Origin of the sequence: Marinomonas gallaica (genome assembly GCF_001639745.1) — a bacterium.
In the GTDB taxonomy this organism is placed as follows: Bacteria; Pseudomonadota; Gammaproteobacteria; order Pseudomonadales; family Marinomonadaceae; genus Marinomonas; species Marinomonas gallaica.
Window position 1 is genome coordinate 80,452 of record NZ_LTAX01000006.1, and the last position, 15,725, is coordinate 96,176.

General features: G+C 43.3%; 12 protein-coding genes and 1 CRISPR repeat array (1 of these 13 running past the window's edge). All 12 genes read left to right on the forward strand.

Going from position 1 to position 15,725, the window contains the following annotated elements:
* Positions 1-1,126: direct repeats of the CRISPR family, unit length 28 nt; unit sequence GTTCGCCGCCGAGCACGCGGCTTAGAAA (it extends 3,045 nt beyond the left edge of the window).
* Between the two features lie 1,308 nt (positions 1,127-2,434).
* The 12 genes from AYW76_RS19650 (at position 2,435) to AYW76_RS07980 (ending at position 15,698) form a co-directional block, all read left to right on the forward strand.
* Complete coding sequence (locus AYW76_RS19650; RefSeq protein ID WP_231872574.1) at positions 2,435-3,091, forward strand: methyl-accepting chemotaxis protein; 657 nt, start codon at positions 2,435-2,437, stop codon at positions 3,089-3,091.
* A 17-nt stretch (positions 3,092-3,108) separates the two neighbouring features.
* The gene (locus tag AYW76_RS07930) at positions 3,109-3,387 is read left to right on the forward strand and encodes an STAS domain-containing protein (protein WP_067218229.1); all 279 of its coding nucleotides are present in this window, start codon (positions 3,109-3,111) and stop codon (positions 3,385-3,387) included.
* A 9-nt stretch (positions 3,388-3,396) separates the two neighbouring features.
* Positions 3,397-5,055, forward strand: a complete 1,659-nt coding sequence (locus tag AYW76_RS07935; RefSeq protein WP_067218232.1) for an ATP-binding SpoIIE family protein phosphatase — start codon at positions 3,397-3,399, stop codon at positions 5,053-5,055.
* Positions 5,056-5,063: 8 nt separating this feature from the next.
* Entirely contained in the window at positions 5,064-5,429 is a 366-nt protein-coding gene (locus AYW76_RS07940; RefSeq protein ID WP_067036509.1) for a response regulator, read from the forward strand.
* A 36-nt stretch (positions 5,430-5,465) separates the two neighbouring features.
* Positions 5,466-7,673, forward strand: coding sequence for a chemotaxis protein CheA (locus AYW76_RS07945; protein WP_067218234.1), 2,208 nt, complete (start codon positions 5,466-5,468; stop codon positions 7,671-7,673).
* Positions 7,651-8,133 (forward strand): chemotaxis protein CheW, encoded by a 483-nt coding sequence (locus AYW76_RS07950; RefSeq protein WP_067036515.1) that lies wholly within the window; start codon positions 7,651-7,653, stop codon positions 8,131-8,133. The genes AYW76_RS07945 and AYW76_RS07950 overlap by 23 nt, the downstream gene beginning before the upstream one ends.
* Before the next feature lie 94 nt (positions 8,134-8,227).
* A complete protein-coding gene (locus AYW76_RS07955) occupies positions 8,228-10,120 on the forward strand; it encodes a methyl-accepting chemotaxis protein (RefSeq protein ID WP_067218238.1) in 1,893 nt (630 codons plus the stop codon).
* A gap of 81 nt (positions 10,121-10,201) precedes the next feature.
* Complete coding sequence (locus AYW76_RS07960) at positions 10,202-11,098, forward strand: CheR family methyltransferase (protein ID WP_231872570.1); 897 nt, start codon at positions 10,202-10,204, stop codon at positions 11,096-11,098.
* A gap of 10 nt (positions 11,099-11,108) precedes the next feature.
* Positions 11,109-11,720 (forward strand): chemoreceptor glutamine deamidase CheD, encoded by a 612-nt coding sequence (gene cheD, locus AYW76_RS07965; RefSeq protein ID WP_067218241.1) that lies wholly within the window; start codon positions 11,109-11,111, stop codon positions 11,718-11,720.
* Positions 11,721-11,733: 13 nt separating this feature from the next.
* Positions 11,734-12,774 carry a protein-glutamate methylesterase/protein-glutamine glutaminase gene (locus tag AYW76_RS07970; RefSeq protein WP_067218245.1) on the forward strand — a complete coding sequence of 347 codons (1,041 nt, stop codon included), beginning with the start codon at positions 11,734-11,736 and terminating at the stop codon, positions 12,772-12,774.
* Between the two features lie 41 nt (positions 12,775-12,815).
* A complete protein-coding gene (zapE, locus tag AYW76_RS07975) occupies positions 12,816-13,952 on the forward strand; it encodes a cell division protein ZapE (protein ID WP_067218249.1) in 1,137 nt (378 codons plus the stop codon).
* A 153-nt stretch (positions 13,953-14,105) separates the two neighbouring features.
* Positions 14,106-15,698, forward strand: a complete 1,593-nt coding sequence (locus AYW76_RS07980) for a sensor domain-containing diguanylate cyclase (protein WP_067218252.1) — start codon at positions 14,106-14,108, stop codon at positions 15,696-15,698.
* Positions 15,699-15,725 lie beyond the last annotated feature (27 nt).

Sequence of the window (15,725 nt, forward strand, 5' to 3'; positions counted from 1 at the left end):
TTTGATATTGAGCTGAAAGTTCGCCGCCGAGCACGCGGCTTAGAAACTCAACAACGATAGTCGCAGCAGTCTGACCTGGTTCGCCGCCGAGCACGCGGCTTAGAAAAGCAACCCAGACACCACAGCGCCTGCCATGCCGTTCGCCGCCGAGCACGCGGCTTAGAAATGTCCCCGCATCTTTTAGCATACTGGCACCCCGTTCGCCGCCGAGCACGCGGCTTAGAAAAATTGAGTGTAAATTACATACATAAAGGCACCGTTCGCCGCCGAGCACGCGGCTTAGAAAAGTTGATTTAGCTGTGTTGATTGCGCTCTGAAGTTCGCCGCCGAGCACGCGGCTTAGAAAAATCACCAAATTCACCAAAGCTACGATAGCCCGTTCGCCGCCGAGCACGCGGCTTAGAAACCCAGTCTGCGGTATTAAGTGTTGTTCCATTTGTTCGCCGCCGAGCACGCGGCTTAGAAAAATGAAGTGGCTGTATCAGGTATCACCAATGAGTTCGCCGCCGAGCACGCGGCTTAGAAACAGCGCAAGCAGGACAACACAGACGGCAACAAGTTCGCCGCCGAGCACGCGGCTTAGAAATCAATCCTGTTTTTCTTTTTCTGTAGCTTTATGTTCGCCGCCGAACAGGCGGCTTAGAAATAGCGATAACCGATACACCGGCCAGCATTGGCCTTCACCGCCGAACAGGCGGCTTAGAAAACCAAACAAATTAACGAAACCGCCGCCATCTGCTTCACCGCCGAACAGGCGGCTTAGAAAGGTGAGAGCCGTTCAAACATGGCTGATATGCTCTTCACCGCCGAACAGGCGGCTTAGAAATGTAGAGAAATGTATTTACCGACGATGGCTTCCTTCACCGCCGAACAGGCGGCTTAGAAAATTTTGTGGGTCGTAGTAGTATGCAACAGTCACTTTACCGCCGAACAGGCGGCTTAGAAATTACGCTGACGCGAATTGAACGGCTTTGTTTAGTTCGCCGCCGAGCACGCGGCTTAGAAAATCAATAGCAATTCGACCTGTACCGATCCATTGTTTGCCGCCGAGCAGGCGGCTTAGAAATCGGTGACGTAGTAGACGCCGTGAGAGTTTAACTTCACCGCCGAGCAGGCGGCTTAGAAATTTTTGTTAGCGGCTCTAATGCTGCTTACGCTCTTCACCGCCGAACACGCGGCTTGAGGGGGGGGCATATTTAGAGCGTAGCTTTGGTCAATTTTGAATGCATCAAATTGGAAATTCTGTGATGCACGAAAGGCTTAAGCTCTCTGAGCCAAAGCGATCAGTTGAAATGCCGGTTTATGGGCTCGCAAATTCAGATAATAAGTGCACCACTCATGGTTGAGTGGCTTGATAATTTCCGGACAGTCATCTAAAAATAAATTAATGGATTATCAAGATTGTATGTAAGAAGCCGATATGTGTTTGTAATAGTTAAAGCCAATGTAGTTATTTTTAGGTTGTTTTTTGACCCGATTATGTAAGGGAAAATTTATAATCCACTTTTTTAAGCTAAAAAACGATAATTTAGACTAAGCTATTATTTAGGTTTCTTTATTATGAGTTTATAGTTGCAAGGATCAGATAAGTTGTATGCGCTGTATGTTGCATGAATCAGTCACTATATCTGTTTATTAGTATGTGCTTATTAAATGCAAGTGGTGTGAAGTTTTTTCATGGCAGTACTAAATAAGGGATTATGACCCCAACAATAGTAGGATTACTATTGTTTAAGGATGTTAATCAGTGTGTAATATTTGTAAGCTCTAATAGAAAGTGCAAAGAAAATAAGGGCTTACAAATTGTAATGATTCGTTAGTCATAGGTGAAATGAATTAGGAATGGCTTATAATCACTCTTGTTTAGAAGGGTGCATTTGGCTTGATTACATGATTGCTAACAGCGCGAAGCCCCTAGCAACTATGAATGATCAATAAGGATTGTTTTATGCTGAAGTTGTCTTTGACACATATTTTTGCTGTCGCTGTCGCGATCAGTTTAGCTTTATCTGGTTTCTTTTGGCCCGCGCTCTTTGTCCTATTTTTGTCTGGATGCTTGCTCGTTTTTTTAGCCCGTCCTAATACTGCTCAAGTACCTGACTCCGATTTGGATGTTCATACTACCGTATCTGCTGCCGATCACACGGAAGCGCACAAGTTATTCCACGATGAATTAATACCGCTATTAGACATCTGTAATGATGATCTTGAAAATGTGCTGACGACTCAGCGAAGCGCCATCGATGTATTAAGCAGTTCATTTGACGATACTCATCGCCTAATTGGTCAACAAGCGGAGTGTATTCGTTCATTGATTAATGATGGTCATGATGGATCTCGTAGCCATAGTGAAGTGATGCAAGAGTTTGCTGATCAAACAGCTGAGACTTTAGATCGCTTTATTAATACTACCGTTGAAATGTCTGCTGAATCGATGGATTTGTTAAGTAAAGTCAGTGAAATTCATGAAGAAATGCCTGTTGTCACTAAGGCGCTTAAAGACATTGATGACATCGCGGAACAAACCAATCTACTTGCCTTGAATGCGGCCATTGAAGCGGCGCGAGCAGGTGAAGCGGGTCGCGGTTTTGCGGTGGTCGCTGATGAAGTTCGAAGTCTATCTAATCGATCAGCAGGGTTTAGTGTCGCAATACAAGGGCAATTGCAAAAGATCCAAAATCAGGTAACTGAATTAACTCGATCAATGGAGAAATTAGCGGCACATGATGTGACTTATATCATGGAGTCCAAACGTACCATGCAGCAAGTGCTTGAGCATATTGTAGAAAAAGCGAGCAGTGATTCATTGGTTACGAGTGAGTTGGATGGGTTAGCTACTAGTATTGATGAGGCGATTTTCTCGGCGACGCGTGGTCTCCAGTTTGATGATATTAACCGTCAGAATGTTGAGTACACCATTGATACATTAAGGTTTATTACCGAGCATCTAGAAAGTATCAAACACTCTTCTTTTGAAGATCTTGAACATGTACTGAAAGACAAACTAGAAATGATCAAGCTTCGAAGTAAAGAACGTCACAACCCCGTTTCGCAGCAAGATGTGGCCAGTGGCGATATCGATTTATTTTAATTTATTTAGGAAACGCTATGTCTCAATCAGCGGTAATCAGCATTCCAGAGCGATTCGATTTTAGTACTCATAAATGGTTCACAGAAGCTTATGAAAAAGCTTTGAATGATACAAATCAAATCGTATTAGATTTTTCGAGAGTTTCTTATGTTGATTCTTCTGCATTAGGAATGATGGTGTTACTTCGTAGAAAGCTGAGTGGTGTCGGTGGTAAAGGGTATATTCGCAATGCTTCTGGCACGGCTAAAGACATTCTTGAAATGGCGAATTTCAATACTTTGTTTGAGTTTGAATAGGTCGACTAAATGCCATCTGAAAACTGTGTTCTAATTTTAGAAGATGATATCAGTACTCGATTAATTGTTTCGAAGTCTCTAACAGTACAAGGCATTAACTCTATTGTTGCTGCAAATATTGCCGAGGCAGAAGCACTTATTCCAAAGCATGACATTTGTTTGTTTTTGCTTGATGTGCATTTACCTGATGGCGATTCTACCTCTTTAGTGGCAACACTGAGAGAGACTCATCCTCTTGTTCCTATTCTTATTATGACAGGGGACTATGAGCAAAATCGTGTTTCAGAGTTTTTTGATTTGGGTGTGCGTGATTTTATTAATAAACCCGTTCATCCAATCTTGCTAGCAAGTCGAGTCAGCAGTTTTATTAGAAGCTATGCGACGGAAAAAGCGCTGTTCGAAGCAAATGAAATGTATCAAAGAATTGCGCATGAAAAAGAGCAAGAAGAGGCGTTGGCGCATTACGTCTACAATCACATACTTAAAGTTCACACAACTAAGATTGCTGGATTAGACGTTGCTATTCGATCTTCTGGCCGCTTTTGTGGTGATATGTTGCTTTCGGCTAAAGCGCCCAATGGTAGCTTGATCGTGATGTTAGCCGATGCGACTGGGCACGGTATGGCCGCTGCACTGACGATCTATCCTATGGTGTCAACATTTGCGGCCATGGTAAGCAAAGGATTGTCATTGGGTGCGATCTTGAGGGAGTTGAGTTCAAAGCATAATCAGTCGATTCCTCAGAACCGCTTTGTTGCCGCTATTTTGCTTGAAATTTCGCCAAAAGATAATAGCTTGAAGGTTTGGAACGGTGGGATGCCTGCGGCATTAATGTTTGATAAAGCAGGTGAGTTAACTAAAGTTACGTCGAAAAACGTTGCTATCGGTATTTTGCCAGAAGATTTAATTAGTACGAAAATGGAGTCTTTTGAATTAAGCGACATTAAAAAAATAGCCTTGTTCAGTGATGGGTTAATCGAAAACAAAGTCATCGATGGTCGTAATATCCCATTTAGTGAAGGTTATGACATCATTGCTAAAAACCTAGATGACTCTCATGGTTTATTATCGTTGATGCACGGATATGAGCTGTTTGAAGGCGAAAGTAGCGACCACGACGATATGACCCTTGCGGTGTTAGATCTAGAACTTATACAAGAAGAGCTAAGGGAAGAGGAACCTGAAGACTTACAGATACCAGGCAGTTTTGATTTTTCGTTTGAATTACGCGGTAGTTCTTTAAATAACGAAAAGTTCGCGTTTAGTTTGTCAGATTTGTTGAGCACCTACGGTTTTAATAAAGAGTTTTGTCAAAAAGTGTTTACTGTTGTAACAGAGCTATTGGTAAACGCAGTGGATCACGGTATTTTTAATATACCGTCAAATTTAAAAGAAGAAGATTTTATTACCTATCTCTCAATGAGAGAACAAAAAAAAGCCAACGTGTCACCCTCAGATAAAGTAATGATAGAGGTTAAGTGGGATGAAATTGAACACACTTTATTTATCTCTTTAGGTGATAGCGGTGCAGGTTATAAAGTAGAAAATATTGAAACAGCTGATGACACAGCGGCATATGGACGTGGAATCAAATTGATCACCTCTTTGTGCAAAACGTTTTTCTACGATCAAGAAATAAACACTACACATGTTAGTTTGAAATATTAGAGGGCTTTATGAGCAAGAAACTGCTGATCGTTGATGATTCACCATCTGTTCGTCAAATGGTTGAAATGACTTTAAAAGGGGCAGGGTACTCGGTCAAAGCAGCAAAAGACGGCCAAGAGGCGTTGAACTTTTGCAAGGCTGAGCGATTCGATTTTGTATTAACAGACCAAAACATGCCAAATATGGATGGCGTTACTTTGATTAAGTCATTACGAGCAATGCCTGCTTACTCTCGCACGCCACTGATTGTGCTAACAACAGAGGCAAGCGATGCAATGAAACAAAAAGGTAAAGCTGCTGGTGCGACGGGATGGATGGTAAAACCATTTGATCCGAAAAAACTGCTAGAAGTTGTATCGAAGGTTTTGCGCTAACGAAATGAACCGGGAACGGTCTACTCGGAGAGTAAGATGGATAACTTAAGTCAGTTTAATGATGCCTTTTTTGAAGAGGCACAAGAGCACTTAGAAACAATGGAAACATTGTTGCTGGATTATGATGTGGTTGCTCCAGATATTGAGGAGCTTAACAGTGTATTCCGTGCCGCTCATTCTATAAAAGGCGGCAGTGCAATTTTTGGCTTTACCGCCATGACAGGGTTAACTCATGTCATGGAGAATATGTTGGATCTAGCTCGAAATGAAGAGCTGGAATTAACAAATGAACTGATTACAGTCTTACTCGAAACGGTAGATGTACTTAAAGATATTCTCAACAACTACCGTAATGATGAAGAGATAGATTGGGATACGGTAGAAGTTAGCAAACAGCGTTTAGAGAATGAACTGGCCAACGTAGCGAATGATTTACCGGTCGGTAACGCCACTGAAGCACCTTCGAATGATGGCTCGAACTCTGAGACAGAAGCGGAAGAAGGTTTTGGCTTTTTCGAAGACACTGTTACAGAGCCAGATGAAGATCAAGGTTTTGGCTTTTTTGATGATGAACCCTTAACTCAGCTGAGTTCAACTGAGGGCGAAGAAGACGGTTTTGGCTTCTTTGATGAGAATATCTCGTCAGAATCAGAGGACGATCAAGGTTTTAGTTTTTTTGATGAAGATACAGAATCTGAAGTAAGTCAGAGCGATGAAGAAATAGAAGGTTTTGGTTTTTTTGAACAAGATGATGATGCGCTTAATGTAGACATGACTACAGACGAAGCGGATCAACCTTTACGTAATGACTCGGCAGAATCTAAGAATACTCAGTCATCAGATGAAGGCTACGGTTTCTTTGATGAGAAGATGAAAGCCCGTCAAGCGCAAGACAAAGTTGATGACGCCAATGGCTATGGGATTTATTCCAACGGTGATGGCAACGCGCAAGCGGCTAATTCTGTTCAGAAGCCTTCGAAGTTTGCAACAAAGTCTAAAACACCCACTAAAAATGCGCCTGAAGCGAAAAGCACAGAAGCCACCAGCATTCGAGTTGAAACCGTCAAAATTGATAAATTGGTGAATTTAGTAGGTGAATTGGTGATCACTCAATCAATGCTCAATCTTATTGGCCAAGACGTGCATGAAGCGATGGCTGAAAAAATGATGACGGCATTGGCTGAGTTAGAGCGCAATACTCGAGAAATCCAAGAAGCCGTCATGTCAGTTCGTATGTTGCCCATCTCCTTCGTATTTAACCGCTTCCCTCGCTTAGTGCGTGATTTGTCGGTCAAAATGGAGAAGCAGATTGAGCTTGTTATTGAAGGTGCGAGCACTGAGATAGATAAGAACTTAGTTGAAAAAATCTCTGATCCACTGACTCACTTAATACGCAACAGTGTTGACCATGGTATAGAAAGTCCTGAGATTCGAGCCGCTAGTGGCAAGTCTGAAAAAGGCACTGTTAGGCTGTCTGCCGTTCAAAAAGGGGGAGAAATCGTTATCTCTATTTTGGATGACGGGGCTGGCTTGAATCGAGAAAGAATCGTTGCCAAAGCGGAAGAGAAGGGGATTGATTTACCTGATCCGTTAACCGATGAAGCGGTTTGGCAACTTATTTTTGCTCCAGGCTTCTCTACAGCGGCTGAAGTCACGGATATCTCTGGCCGTGGTGTCGGCATGGATGTTGTGCGCAGAAACATTGAGTCTCTCGGCGGGCGTGTTGAAATCACTTCGTCGCAAGGAATAGGTACTGAGTTTGTAATCAGTTTGCCTCTTACACTGGCGATCTTAGATGGTATGTGTGTTCAAGCTGAAGAGCAGATCTTTGTCGTTCCATTGGTGAATATTGTCGAAAGCATTCAACCCATGAACGACCAGATACGAGTGATCAAAGGCAGCAAGATTTTATGGGCTCGTGAAGAGTATTGGCCCTTGGTTGATATTGGCAAACGGCTCGGCGGTCGAGCAGAAAGTATTAACTCACTCGATTTAACGCAAAGTATTGTGGTACTCGTTGAAACGGCTAAGAGCCGCTTCGGTTTGGTGGTTGACACACTTGTTGGTCAACAGCAAGTCGTTATAAAAAGCTTAGAACGCCATTATCGCCGTGTTGAAGGCGTCGCCGGCGCAACAATTATGGGAGATGGCGGTGTGGCGCTTATTCTTGATGTCGATTCTTTGACTCAATTTATCAGTTCAGATTCAGGAGGCGCATCATATGCCGTCAGAGCAGCAGGGTAATGTTTCTTCTATGCCAACTCGTGAATTTTTAACCTTTGTCTTAGGTGATGAAACCTATGCTTTGGATATTATGACCGTCAAAGAAATTCGCGGTTATGAGACCACGACTAAAATTGCCAACGCGCCGAGCTTTATTAAAGGCGTTATTAATTTACGTGGTGACATTGTTCCAATTATTGATTTACGTATTAAATTTGGCATCGGTGAAGCAACGTATAACGAGTGGACGATCGTCATTATGCTAAACATTCACGAGCGTATTGTCGGGATTGTGGTGGATGGTGTCTCCGATGTAATGAATTTAGAAGAAGACGACATCAGACCTGCACCAGAGTTTGGTGTGGCGTTTGACAGTCAGTATCTGCATGGGCTTGCCGCCTTGGAAGATCACATGGTGATTATTGTGGATATTGAGGCGCTTATCTCAAGTGATGAGTTAGGGATTTTTGAAACGGCCTAGTTAGGTAACAACTTTACCACTTGGTGCTTTTTGCCTAAGGCAGATAAAGCTGCAACTTAGGTGACAACAAATATGGGTAGGAAGGCTGAATATTATGTTTAAAGGCTTATTTGCAAAACCATTAGAAGAGGGGCAAGTCATTGCTTCTCAGGCAGAGTTGACCAATTTAAGAGGACAGCTTGAAGCGCTATCAAAATCACAAGCGGTTATTGAGTTTGATCTTAAAGGTAACATTCTTTTTGCTAACGATAACTTTTTGGATGCCTTAGGCTATTCCCTTGATGAAGTTGTGGGTAAGCATCATAGTCTTTTTGTTGATGACGCCTATCGACACAGTCATGAATACCGAGACTTTTGGACTAATTTAGGGCGTGGTGAATTTCAATCTGGTGAGTTTTGTCGTATCACCAAGCAAGGTAAACGTATCTGGATTGAAGCAAGTTATAACCCTATTCTTGATGCGGAGGGTAAACCGTTTAAAGTGGTTAAGTTCGCTTCCGACATTACGGAAAAGAAAAATGAGTCTGCAGATTTTGCTAGCCAACTTGAAGCCATTTCTAATGCGCAGGCGGTCATCTCTTTTGATCTTGATGGCAAAATATTGACGGCCAACAGTAACTTCCTATCCGCATTGGGTTACTCGCTTGATGAAGTAGTTGGCAAACATCACAGTATGTTTGTGGATACCGAGTATCGCCAATCTGAAGAATATCGAGACTTTTGGCGTAAGTTAAACAATGGTGAACACTTTGTTGGCCGTTTTCCACGAGTGCGTAAAGATAACTATGTTATCTGGATTCAAGCGAACTACAGCCCTATTCGTGATGCATTAGGCAATATTTATAAAGTAGTGAAATACGCGACGGATATTACTGCTCAAGTTGAGGCTGAACAGCAGCTACAGTTGGCGGTAGAAGAAGTGAATGATGCCATTGAAGCCGCTGTTTCAAATGATCTTACCAAGCGCGTACCGCTTGATGGCAAGACCGGTTCTTTATTGGGATTGTGCCAAGGTGTGAACGGGCTACTGATGTCTATGACCGACATTATTGCTCAGATTAAGGATGCTTCTGATGCAGTCTACACTGGCGCGCGTGAAATCTCTAATGGCAACACAGACTTGTCTCGTCGTACTGAGCAGCAAGCCGCCAATCTTGAAGAGACCGCTTCAAGTATGGAGCAAATAACCAGCACGGTACGTCAGAACTCCAATAATGCTAAAGAAGCAACGGGGCTAGCAAGTAATGCCGAAACAGTTGCCATGGAAGGTGGCGAGTTAATTGATCAGGTTGTTGTGACGATGGCTTCTATTAATGAGTCGTCGCAAAAGATCTCCGATATCATCGGCATGATTGATGGCATCGCTTTCCAAACCAATATTTTGGCCTTGAACGCAGCTGTTGAGGCCGCTCGCGCTGGCGAGCAGGGGCGAGGTTTTGCTGTGGTGGCGTCAGAAGTTCGAACGCTAGCACAACGTTCCGCGAATGCAGCGAAAGACATTAAAGGTTTGATTTCGGAATCGGGTGCGAAAATTTCTACAGGTAATGAGCTGGTCAACAAATCTGGCGATACCATGAAAGAAATTGTGTCGGCGATTAAGAAAGTGAGCAACATCATGTCAGAAATCTCTTCCGCCTCTGTTGAGCAGTCTTCGGGCCTTGATGAGATTGGTAAAGCGGTGTCTCAAATGGATGAAATGACTCAGCAAAATGCGGCGTTAGTAGAAGAAGCGGCGGCCGCATCGGAAAGTCTGTTGAGCCAAGCGGATCAACTAGCGTCTAACATGAGTCAATTTATTATTGATGACTCTGGCTCCGTACCTCAGCGTCGTTCGGCTTTGGCTTCACCTGCTAAGCGTGCTGAGATTGCCGCGCCAAGAAAGTCGATCCCTTCACCTAAGAAAACAGCACCGGCTAAAGCGCCCGTTAAAAGTAAACCATTGCCTAAGCCAACAGTAGAAGATGATGACGGCTGGGAAGAGTTTTAATTAATAGTTTGTTTGGAGGGCGGTATAACAGCCCTCTAGGCAATCCTTCTAGACTGTGGTGTGTTTAGTGGTGCCGCATGTATGGAAGGCGCTTCAGCGGATGGCACTCGTTTTGTTCTAGCTTTGATGCTGTCAATTCATAAGGGCATTAACTTCCTATTCTTAGTAAAGGTTTTCTCTATGGATCGCGAATTTGCTTACACCGATGCAGATTTTAAAAAAGTTCGCTCTGAGCTGCGTGCGTTTGCTGGTATTAACCTTGCCGACAGTAAAGTCTCTCTAGTTTACAGTCGTTTGGCCCCTAGAGTTCGTAAGTTAGGCTTAAATTCGGTTAAGCAGTATTTAAGCTACTTAGAAAGTCATCCTGCAGAGCAAGAGAGTTTTATTAATGCTCTTACGACGAATCTAACGTCTTTTTTTCGCGAGCCGCATCACTTCGAGCTATTGCATGAATTTATCCAATCAGGAGAGCAGTGCGAAAAGATTTGGTGCGCTGCGTCGAGCACAGGTGAAGAGCCGTATTCGATTGCGATGACGGTTGTGAAGTCGCTAGGTCGCTTTGATGCTCCGATAAAAATAGTGGCATCGGATATCGATAGTAGTGTTTTAAATAAAGCCAGCAATGGCGTTTATTCCATTGACAAAATAGAAGCGATTGCCAATAAGAAGAATTTTTTTCTGCGTGGTAAAGGCCCCAATACCGGTATGGCTCGTGTTGTCCCTGAGTTACGAAATTTAATCGAATTTAAACAAGTAAACTTGTTGGATAGCAATTACCCTGTCAAATCAGGAATGGACGTTATTTTCTGTAGAAACGTTATGATTTATTTTGATAAAGAGACACAGGTACGGATTCTTGAGAAGCTGCTTGAGAAGCTGCGACCTGGCGGGTTGTATATTGCAGGTCATTCAGAAAACTTCAATCATTTGGGGCATTTGATGACACCGGTCGGTCGAACCGCATATAGAAAGGTGTGAAGGAGGTTTTATGGCGTTAAGAGATGCCGCGCAGGAGCACTTGGCAACAAAACATTACTTTGATCGTCAGTTTGATATCGATGCGATGAAGGTTCTCCCTGGCGAATACTTCGCGACAGACAATGATATGATGATTACGACCTTATTGGGCTCATGTGTTGCCGTTTGTCTATATGACCCAATTTCTCGGGTGGGAGGCATGAACCATTTTCTATTGCCTGAAGGCGATCCAAACGACTTATTATCAGCCACAGGCCGTTATGGAGTCTATGCCATGGAGATGCTGATTAACCATTTAGTGAAGATTGGTGGTCGAAGAGACCGGTTTAGAGCGAAAATCTTTGGTGGTGGCTCTGTTATTAAGGGCATGGTATACAGTAATGTAGGTCAGAATAATGCGGAGTTTATTCAAGGCTATTTGCAAAACGAAGGTATCCCAGTCGATGCTTCCGATCTTTTAGATATCTACCCAAGGCGCGTTAATTTCTTTCCCGTAACGGGAAAGGCGATGATGAGAAAGCTTAAAAATCATTACGATGATGAACTGATTGATAACGAGCAGCGCTATCAAAAAGCAGTGGTTGAAAGTCAGGTTGACTCTGGCGATATCGATCTTTTCTAAATAAGGGATATCCATGCAACATCTTCCAATTCGAGTATTAGTGGTCGATGATTCGGATATTATTCGAAGACTGCTAACTGAAATATTAAATTCTGATCCTGGTATCGTGGTGGTGGGTGCGGCAGCAGATGCGTTTGAGGCTAAAGCGCTCGTTAATAAATTGCAACCTGATGTGATCACTCTTGATGTGGAAATGCCTGAGGTGGACGGCATTCGCTTTTTAGAAGTGTTAATGAAAGTCAGGCCGACGCCTGTCATCATGATATCAACACTAACCCGCTCGAAAGCCGACATTACGTTGAGGGCGCTTGAACTGGGGGCGGTAGATTACATAGCCAAGCCGATTGTCGATGATATTGCTGTGTTCCAGCGTTATTCTGGTACGGTCATTAATAAAGTTAAAATGGCTGCAAAAAGCCATGTTGGTCATGCTACTAAACCTCCCAAAGCACCTGCTCAATTAGCGTCTCGGACTAATCGAGTCATTGCCATTGGCGCATCGACAGGCGGAACTGAAGCCATTGCGCATGTGCTACAACAATTGCCAGCGAGTCATTTTGCTGTGGTGATGACTCAGCATATGCCTGCAGGTTTTACGACTACCTATGCTGACCGTTTGACTCGCAATACGGGTTTTACCGTTATCGAGGCTCAAGGTGGTGAGTTGGTCCGCCCTGGTTATGCTTATTTGGCGCCTGGAGGATACCACATGCGTGTGAAACGAAAAGGCAATGAACTTTATACAGAAGTGTTTGATGGAGAGAAAGTAAGTGGCCATAAACCCTCTGTTGATGTTCTTTTTGATTCCGTTGCTTCAGAAATAGGTAAGTTTGCCATGGCGACTTTATTGACTGGCATGGGAAAAGATGGCGCTCAAGGGCTTAAGAAGATACAAGACTCTGGAGGCTTCACGGTTGCCCAAGATGAAAGTACTTGTGTGGTATTTGGTATGCCACGTGCTGCCATTGAGCTTGGTGCTGCTGATGCGGTTGCGCCACTTGATAAGATTGGTGAGACATTAATCGAAAGCCTTGCACCTAAAAGTGAAAATTAGACGGCGCAAATGTCGCTCTCTCCGCACAAAAGAATCTATGCATGAATGATCAGCCCTTTACTCCCCCCAGCGGTTTGTATCACGAACTTGTTGAGCAAGCTAAAATCTCAGATGACCCTTCTCAAGCAGACGCCTTAAATGCTCTCGATCAATTGTGGAATCAGTTAACCGGTCAAGCAGACATTTCTGATGGACATTTAGGCGTGTACCTATGGGGAAATGTCGGTCGTGGTAAAACGATGTTGATGAACCTGTTTTTTCAGTCTTTGCCAACAGGTATGGCAAAGCGCCAACATTTCCATCATTTTATGACCGCGTTACATCGAGAGCTTAATACGACTTTTGGGGTTTCCAACCCGCTTGATCAAATTGCTGCTCGCATGGCGAAAGAAGTAAAAGTTATCTGTTTTGATGAGTTCTTTGTCTCAGATATTGCCGATGCCATGTTGCTGGGGAACTTTATACAAGCCCTATTCAAAGAGGGGTGCAGTCTCGTGGCGACGTCTAATATAGCGGTAGGTGACTTGTTTCAAAACCAACTGCAAAAAGACCGCTTTGCGCCAGCCATTGAAACTCTTGAACGACATCTACATAGCTTTCATTTGACAGGAAATGTTGACCATCGGTTTAGGCTTCCTATTGATCAGGCAATTTATTTCACTGATAAGGAACGCTTTAATCTATTGATGGCTGATCTATTTTTGATGTCGGAACAGCAAGGAAGTGAAATAACGATTAATTATCGTAAAATGCCAGTGTTGGCTGAAAATACATGCGCTCTATGGTGTGATTTTAAAGATTTATGCGAGAGTCCGCGTTCAGCGCATGACTACATTGCTTTAGCTCAAAAGTATGACCGTATCGCTGTATCCGGCATTCCAGAGCTCAGCAGTACTCCTTATGAGCATATTAAAGCCAGAGGGACAGAAGATGGTGCAATGGGATCTGGCTTTACAGGTGAGCGAGAAGTAGTCCATGGCTTAAACGATGATGCAGTGAGACGGTTTATCAGCTTAATTGATGAGTGTTACGACCAGCGTATTAACATGGTGTTTCAAGCCGACGTTCCGTTAGATAAGCTGTATACCAATGGCATCTTGTTATTTGAATTTCAGCGTACATTTAGCCGAATGATGGAGATGCAGACTAAAGGTTATTTAGATATAGAAACCTGCTAATACAGCAGCGATTGAAAGTATTATCTGACGAGCTGTTCTCATACCTTATTTCAGTAGAAAAACGATTTCCTAGTCAGTATATTGAGCTTTATCAACCCAGAGCAGTTTTTGTTCTATAAAATTTAGTTATGAAAATAATGTGGCGGATGCTAGATGCAGGTTTTTCGGTATATTTTTCGCGCGGACTTGCGTCGTCTAATTTTACTATTAACGATAGGGTGTGTTCTGGTCACCTTTGGTAATAGTTATCAGGCTATTTATAACGTTCAGCGCAAACTGCTTATCGATAATACGCTAGAAGCGAATCAACGCTATGCTGCAAAAGTAGCCGAATCGGCAGAAATGCTACTAACGTCTGCTCAAGACTCAGTGGCCTTTAGTGCAGAGTTGCTAGCGGGTAATTTTCATTTCTCGGGCAAGCCTGAGGAAGAAATATACCGTCTTGTAGAGCAATCCGAAGTCTTTAACTCAGCCATTATTGTTAATAATGAAGCGGAAGTCGTTGCGACCTACCCAGAGGGGATTCTTCAGAAAGGTTTTGTGTTGCCTGAGAATACACGCCAGTCCTATTACGAACGTAAACCCCTCATTACAAACCCCTTCCATTCAGTTAGTGGCAATACGCTGATTAGTATCTCTCACCCTATTTGGGGTGAACATGGTCATTATTTAGGCTATATATCTGGCACGATCTATCTTAATAAAAATGGTTCGTTATCTCGCTTAATGAAAGATCACTTTTTCACGGATCAAACCTATCTCTATGTTGTCGATCAATTTGGTGAATTATTGTTTCATGTCGATCCAAATCGAATTGGCGAAAATGTCTCGCAACTGCCTCTAATTAAGCAAGCGTTGGGGAGTGCGGAAGGCAGTCAAGAAACCATCAACTCTTTAGGTATCGAGATGGTAGCTGGATATGCATCCGTTCCTTCTGCAAACTGGGGCGTTGTCGTCCAGCGCCCTAAAGATAAAGTAATGAAGTCTCTTAATGACCAAATGCTGAACGTATTATGGGCGAGTTTACCGATTGCGCTTCTTACGTTTATTGTTATTTGGGTGCTGGCTTACCTAATTTCGAAACCACTTCGCCAGTTAGCGCGCAGTGCTGCGAATGTAAACGATGTAGACATGCAACGGCAGATTGTCTCGGTACGTTCTTGGTACTTTGAGGCATCCCAGCTGAAAATAGCGGTTCTAAATGCTATTGGATTACTGAATGATAAGATCCATAAGCTCGATGTTGACAGTCATACAGACCCACTGACGCAGCTCCATAACCGCCGAGGTATGCAGCGCCTATTAGATGACTTTGAAGCAAAGCATCTACAGTTTTCAGTATTAGCTTTGGATATTGACCACTTTAAGTTAGTGAATGATTGCTACGGGCATGACACTGGAGACTTGGTTATCCAAGAGTTGGCAAAGACAATGCAAAACTTCATCGAAGACAGCGATATGGTATGTCGAGTAGGAGGTGAAGAGTTCTTGATTTTCTTACCGAATACAAGCGGTGAGAGTGCTGTAAGTATCGCTGAATCGTTGTGTGAACATGTAGCCAATACTGTCATGCCTAAGGTAAAGCGCATTACGGTTTCGATTGGTGTTGGCTGCGTAGAGAATGACATCGATATGGCTGATATTGACATGGCGATTAAACAAGCGGATACCGCTCTATACGATGCCAAAAACGCTGGACGTAACCGTGTGAAGTCTATGTTAAATTCTCAGAGACATAAGTCGTAGAGCATGGTTGATCTGCACATTCAGCTA

What these genes read in the sequence shown, in the direction of transcription:
- AYW76_RS07955 (WP_067218238.1), top strand. Translation starts at nt 8,228, where the DNA reads ATGTTTAAAGGCTTATTTGCAAAACCATTAGAAGAGGGGCAAGTCATT.
- AYW76_RS07940 (WP_067036509.1), top strand. Translation starts at nt 5,064, where the DNA reads ATGAGCAAGAAACTGCTGATCGTTGATGATTCACCATCTGTTCGTCAA.
- AYW76_RS07935 (WP_067218232.1), top strand. Translation starts at nt 3,397, where the DNA reads ATGCCATCTGAAAACTGTGTTCTAATTTTAGAAGATGATATCAGTACT.
- cheD (WP_067218241.1), top strand. Translation starts at nt 11,109, where the DNA reads ATGGCGTTAAGAGATGCCGCGCAGGAGCACTTGGCAACAAAACATTAC.
- AYW76_RS07930 (WP_067218229.1), top strand. Translation starts at nt 3,109, where the DNA reads ATGTCTCAATCAGCGGTAATCAGCATTCCAGAGCGATTCGATTTTAGT.
- AYW76_RS19650 (WP_231872574.1), top strand. Translation starts at nt 2,435, where the DNA reads ATGGATTTGTTAAGTAAAGTCAGTGAAATTCATGAAGAAATGCCTGTT.
- AYW76_RS07945 (WP_067218234.1), top strand. Translation starts at nt 5,466, where the DNA reads ATGGATAACTTAAGTCAGTTTAATGATGCCTTTTTTGAAGAGGCACAA.
- AYW76_RS07950 (WP_067036515.1), top strand. Translation starts at nt 7,651, where the DNA reads ATGCCGTCAGAGCAGCAGGGTAATGTTTCTTCTATGCCAACTCGTGAA.
- AYW76_RS07970 (WP_067218245.1), top strand. Translation starts at nt 11,734, where the DNA reads ATGCAACATCTTCCAATTCGAGTATTAGTGGTCGATGATTCGGATATT.
- AYW76_RS07980 (WP_067218252.1), top strand. Translation starts at nt 14,106, where the DNA reads ATGCAGGTTTTTCGGTATATTTTTCGCGCGGACTTGCGTCGTCTAATT.
- zapE (WP_067218249.1), top strand. Translation starts at nt 12,816, where the DNA reads ATGAATGATCAGCCCTTTACTCCCCCCAGCGGTTTGTATCACGAACTT.
- AYW76_RS07960 (WP_231872570.1), top strand. Translation starts at nt 10,202, where the DNA reads ATGGAAGGCGCTTCAGCGGATGGCACTCGTTTTGTTCTAGCTTTGATG.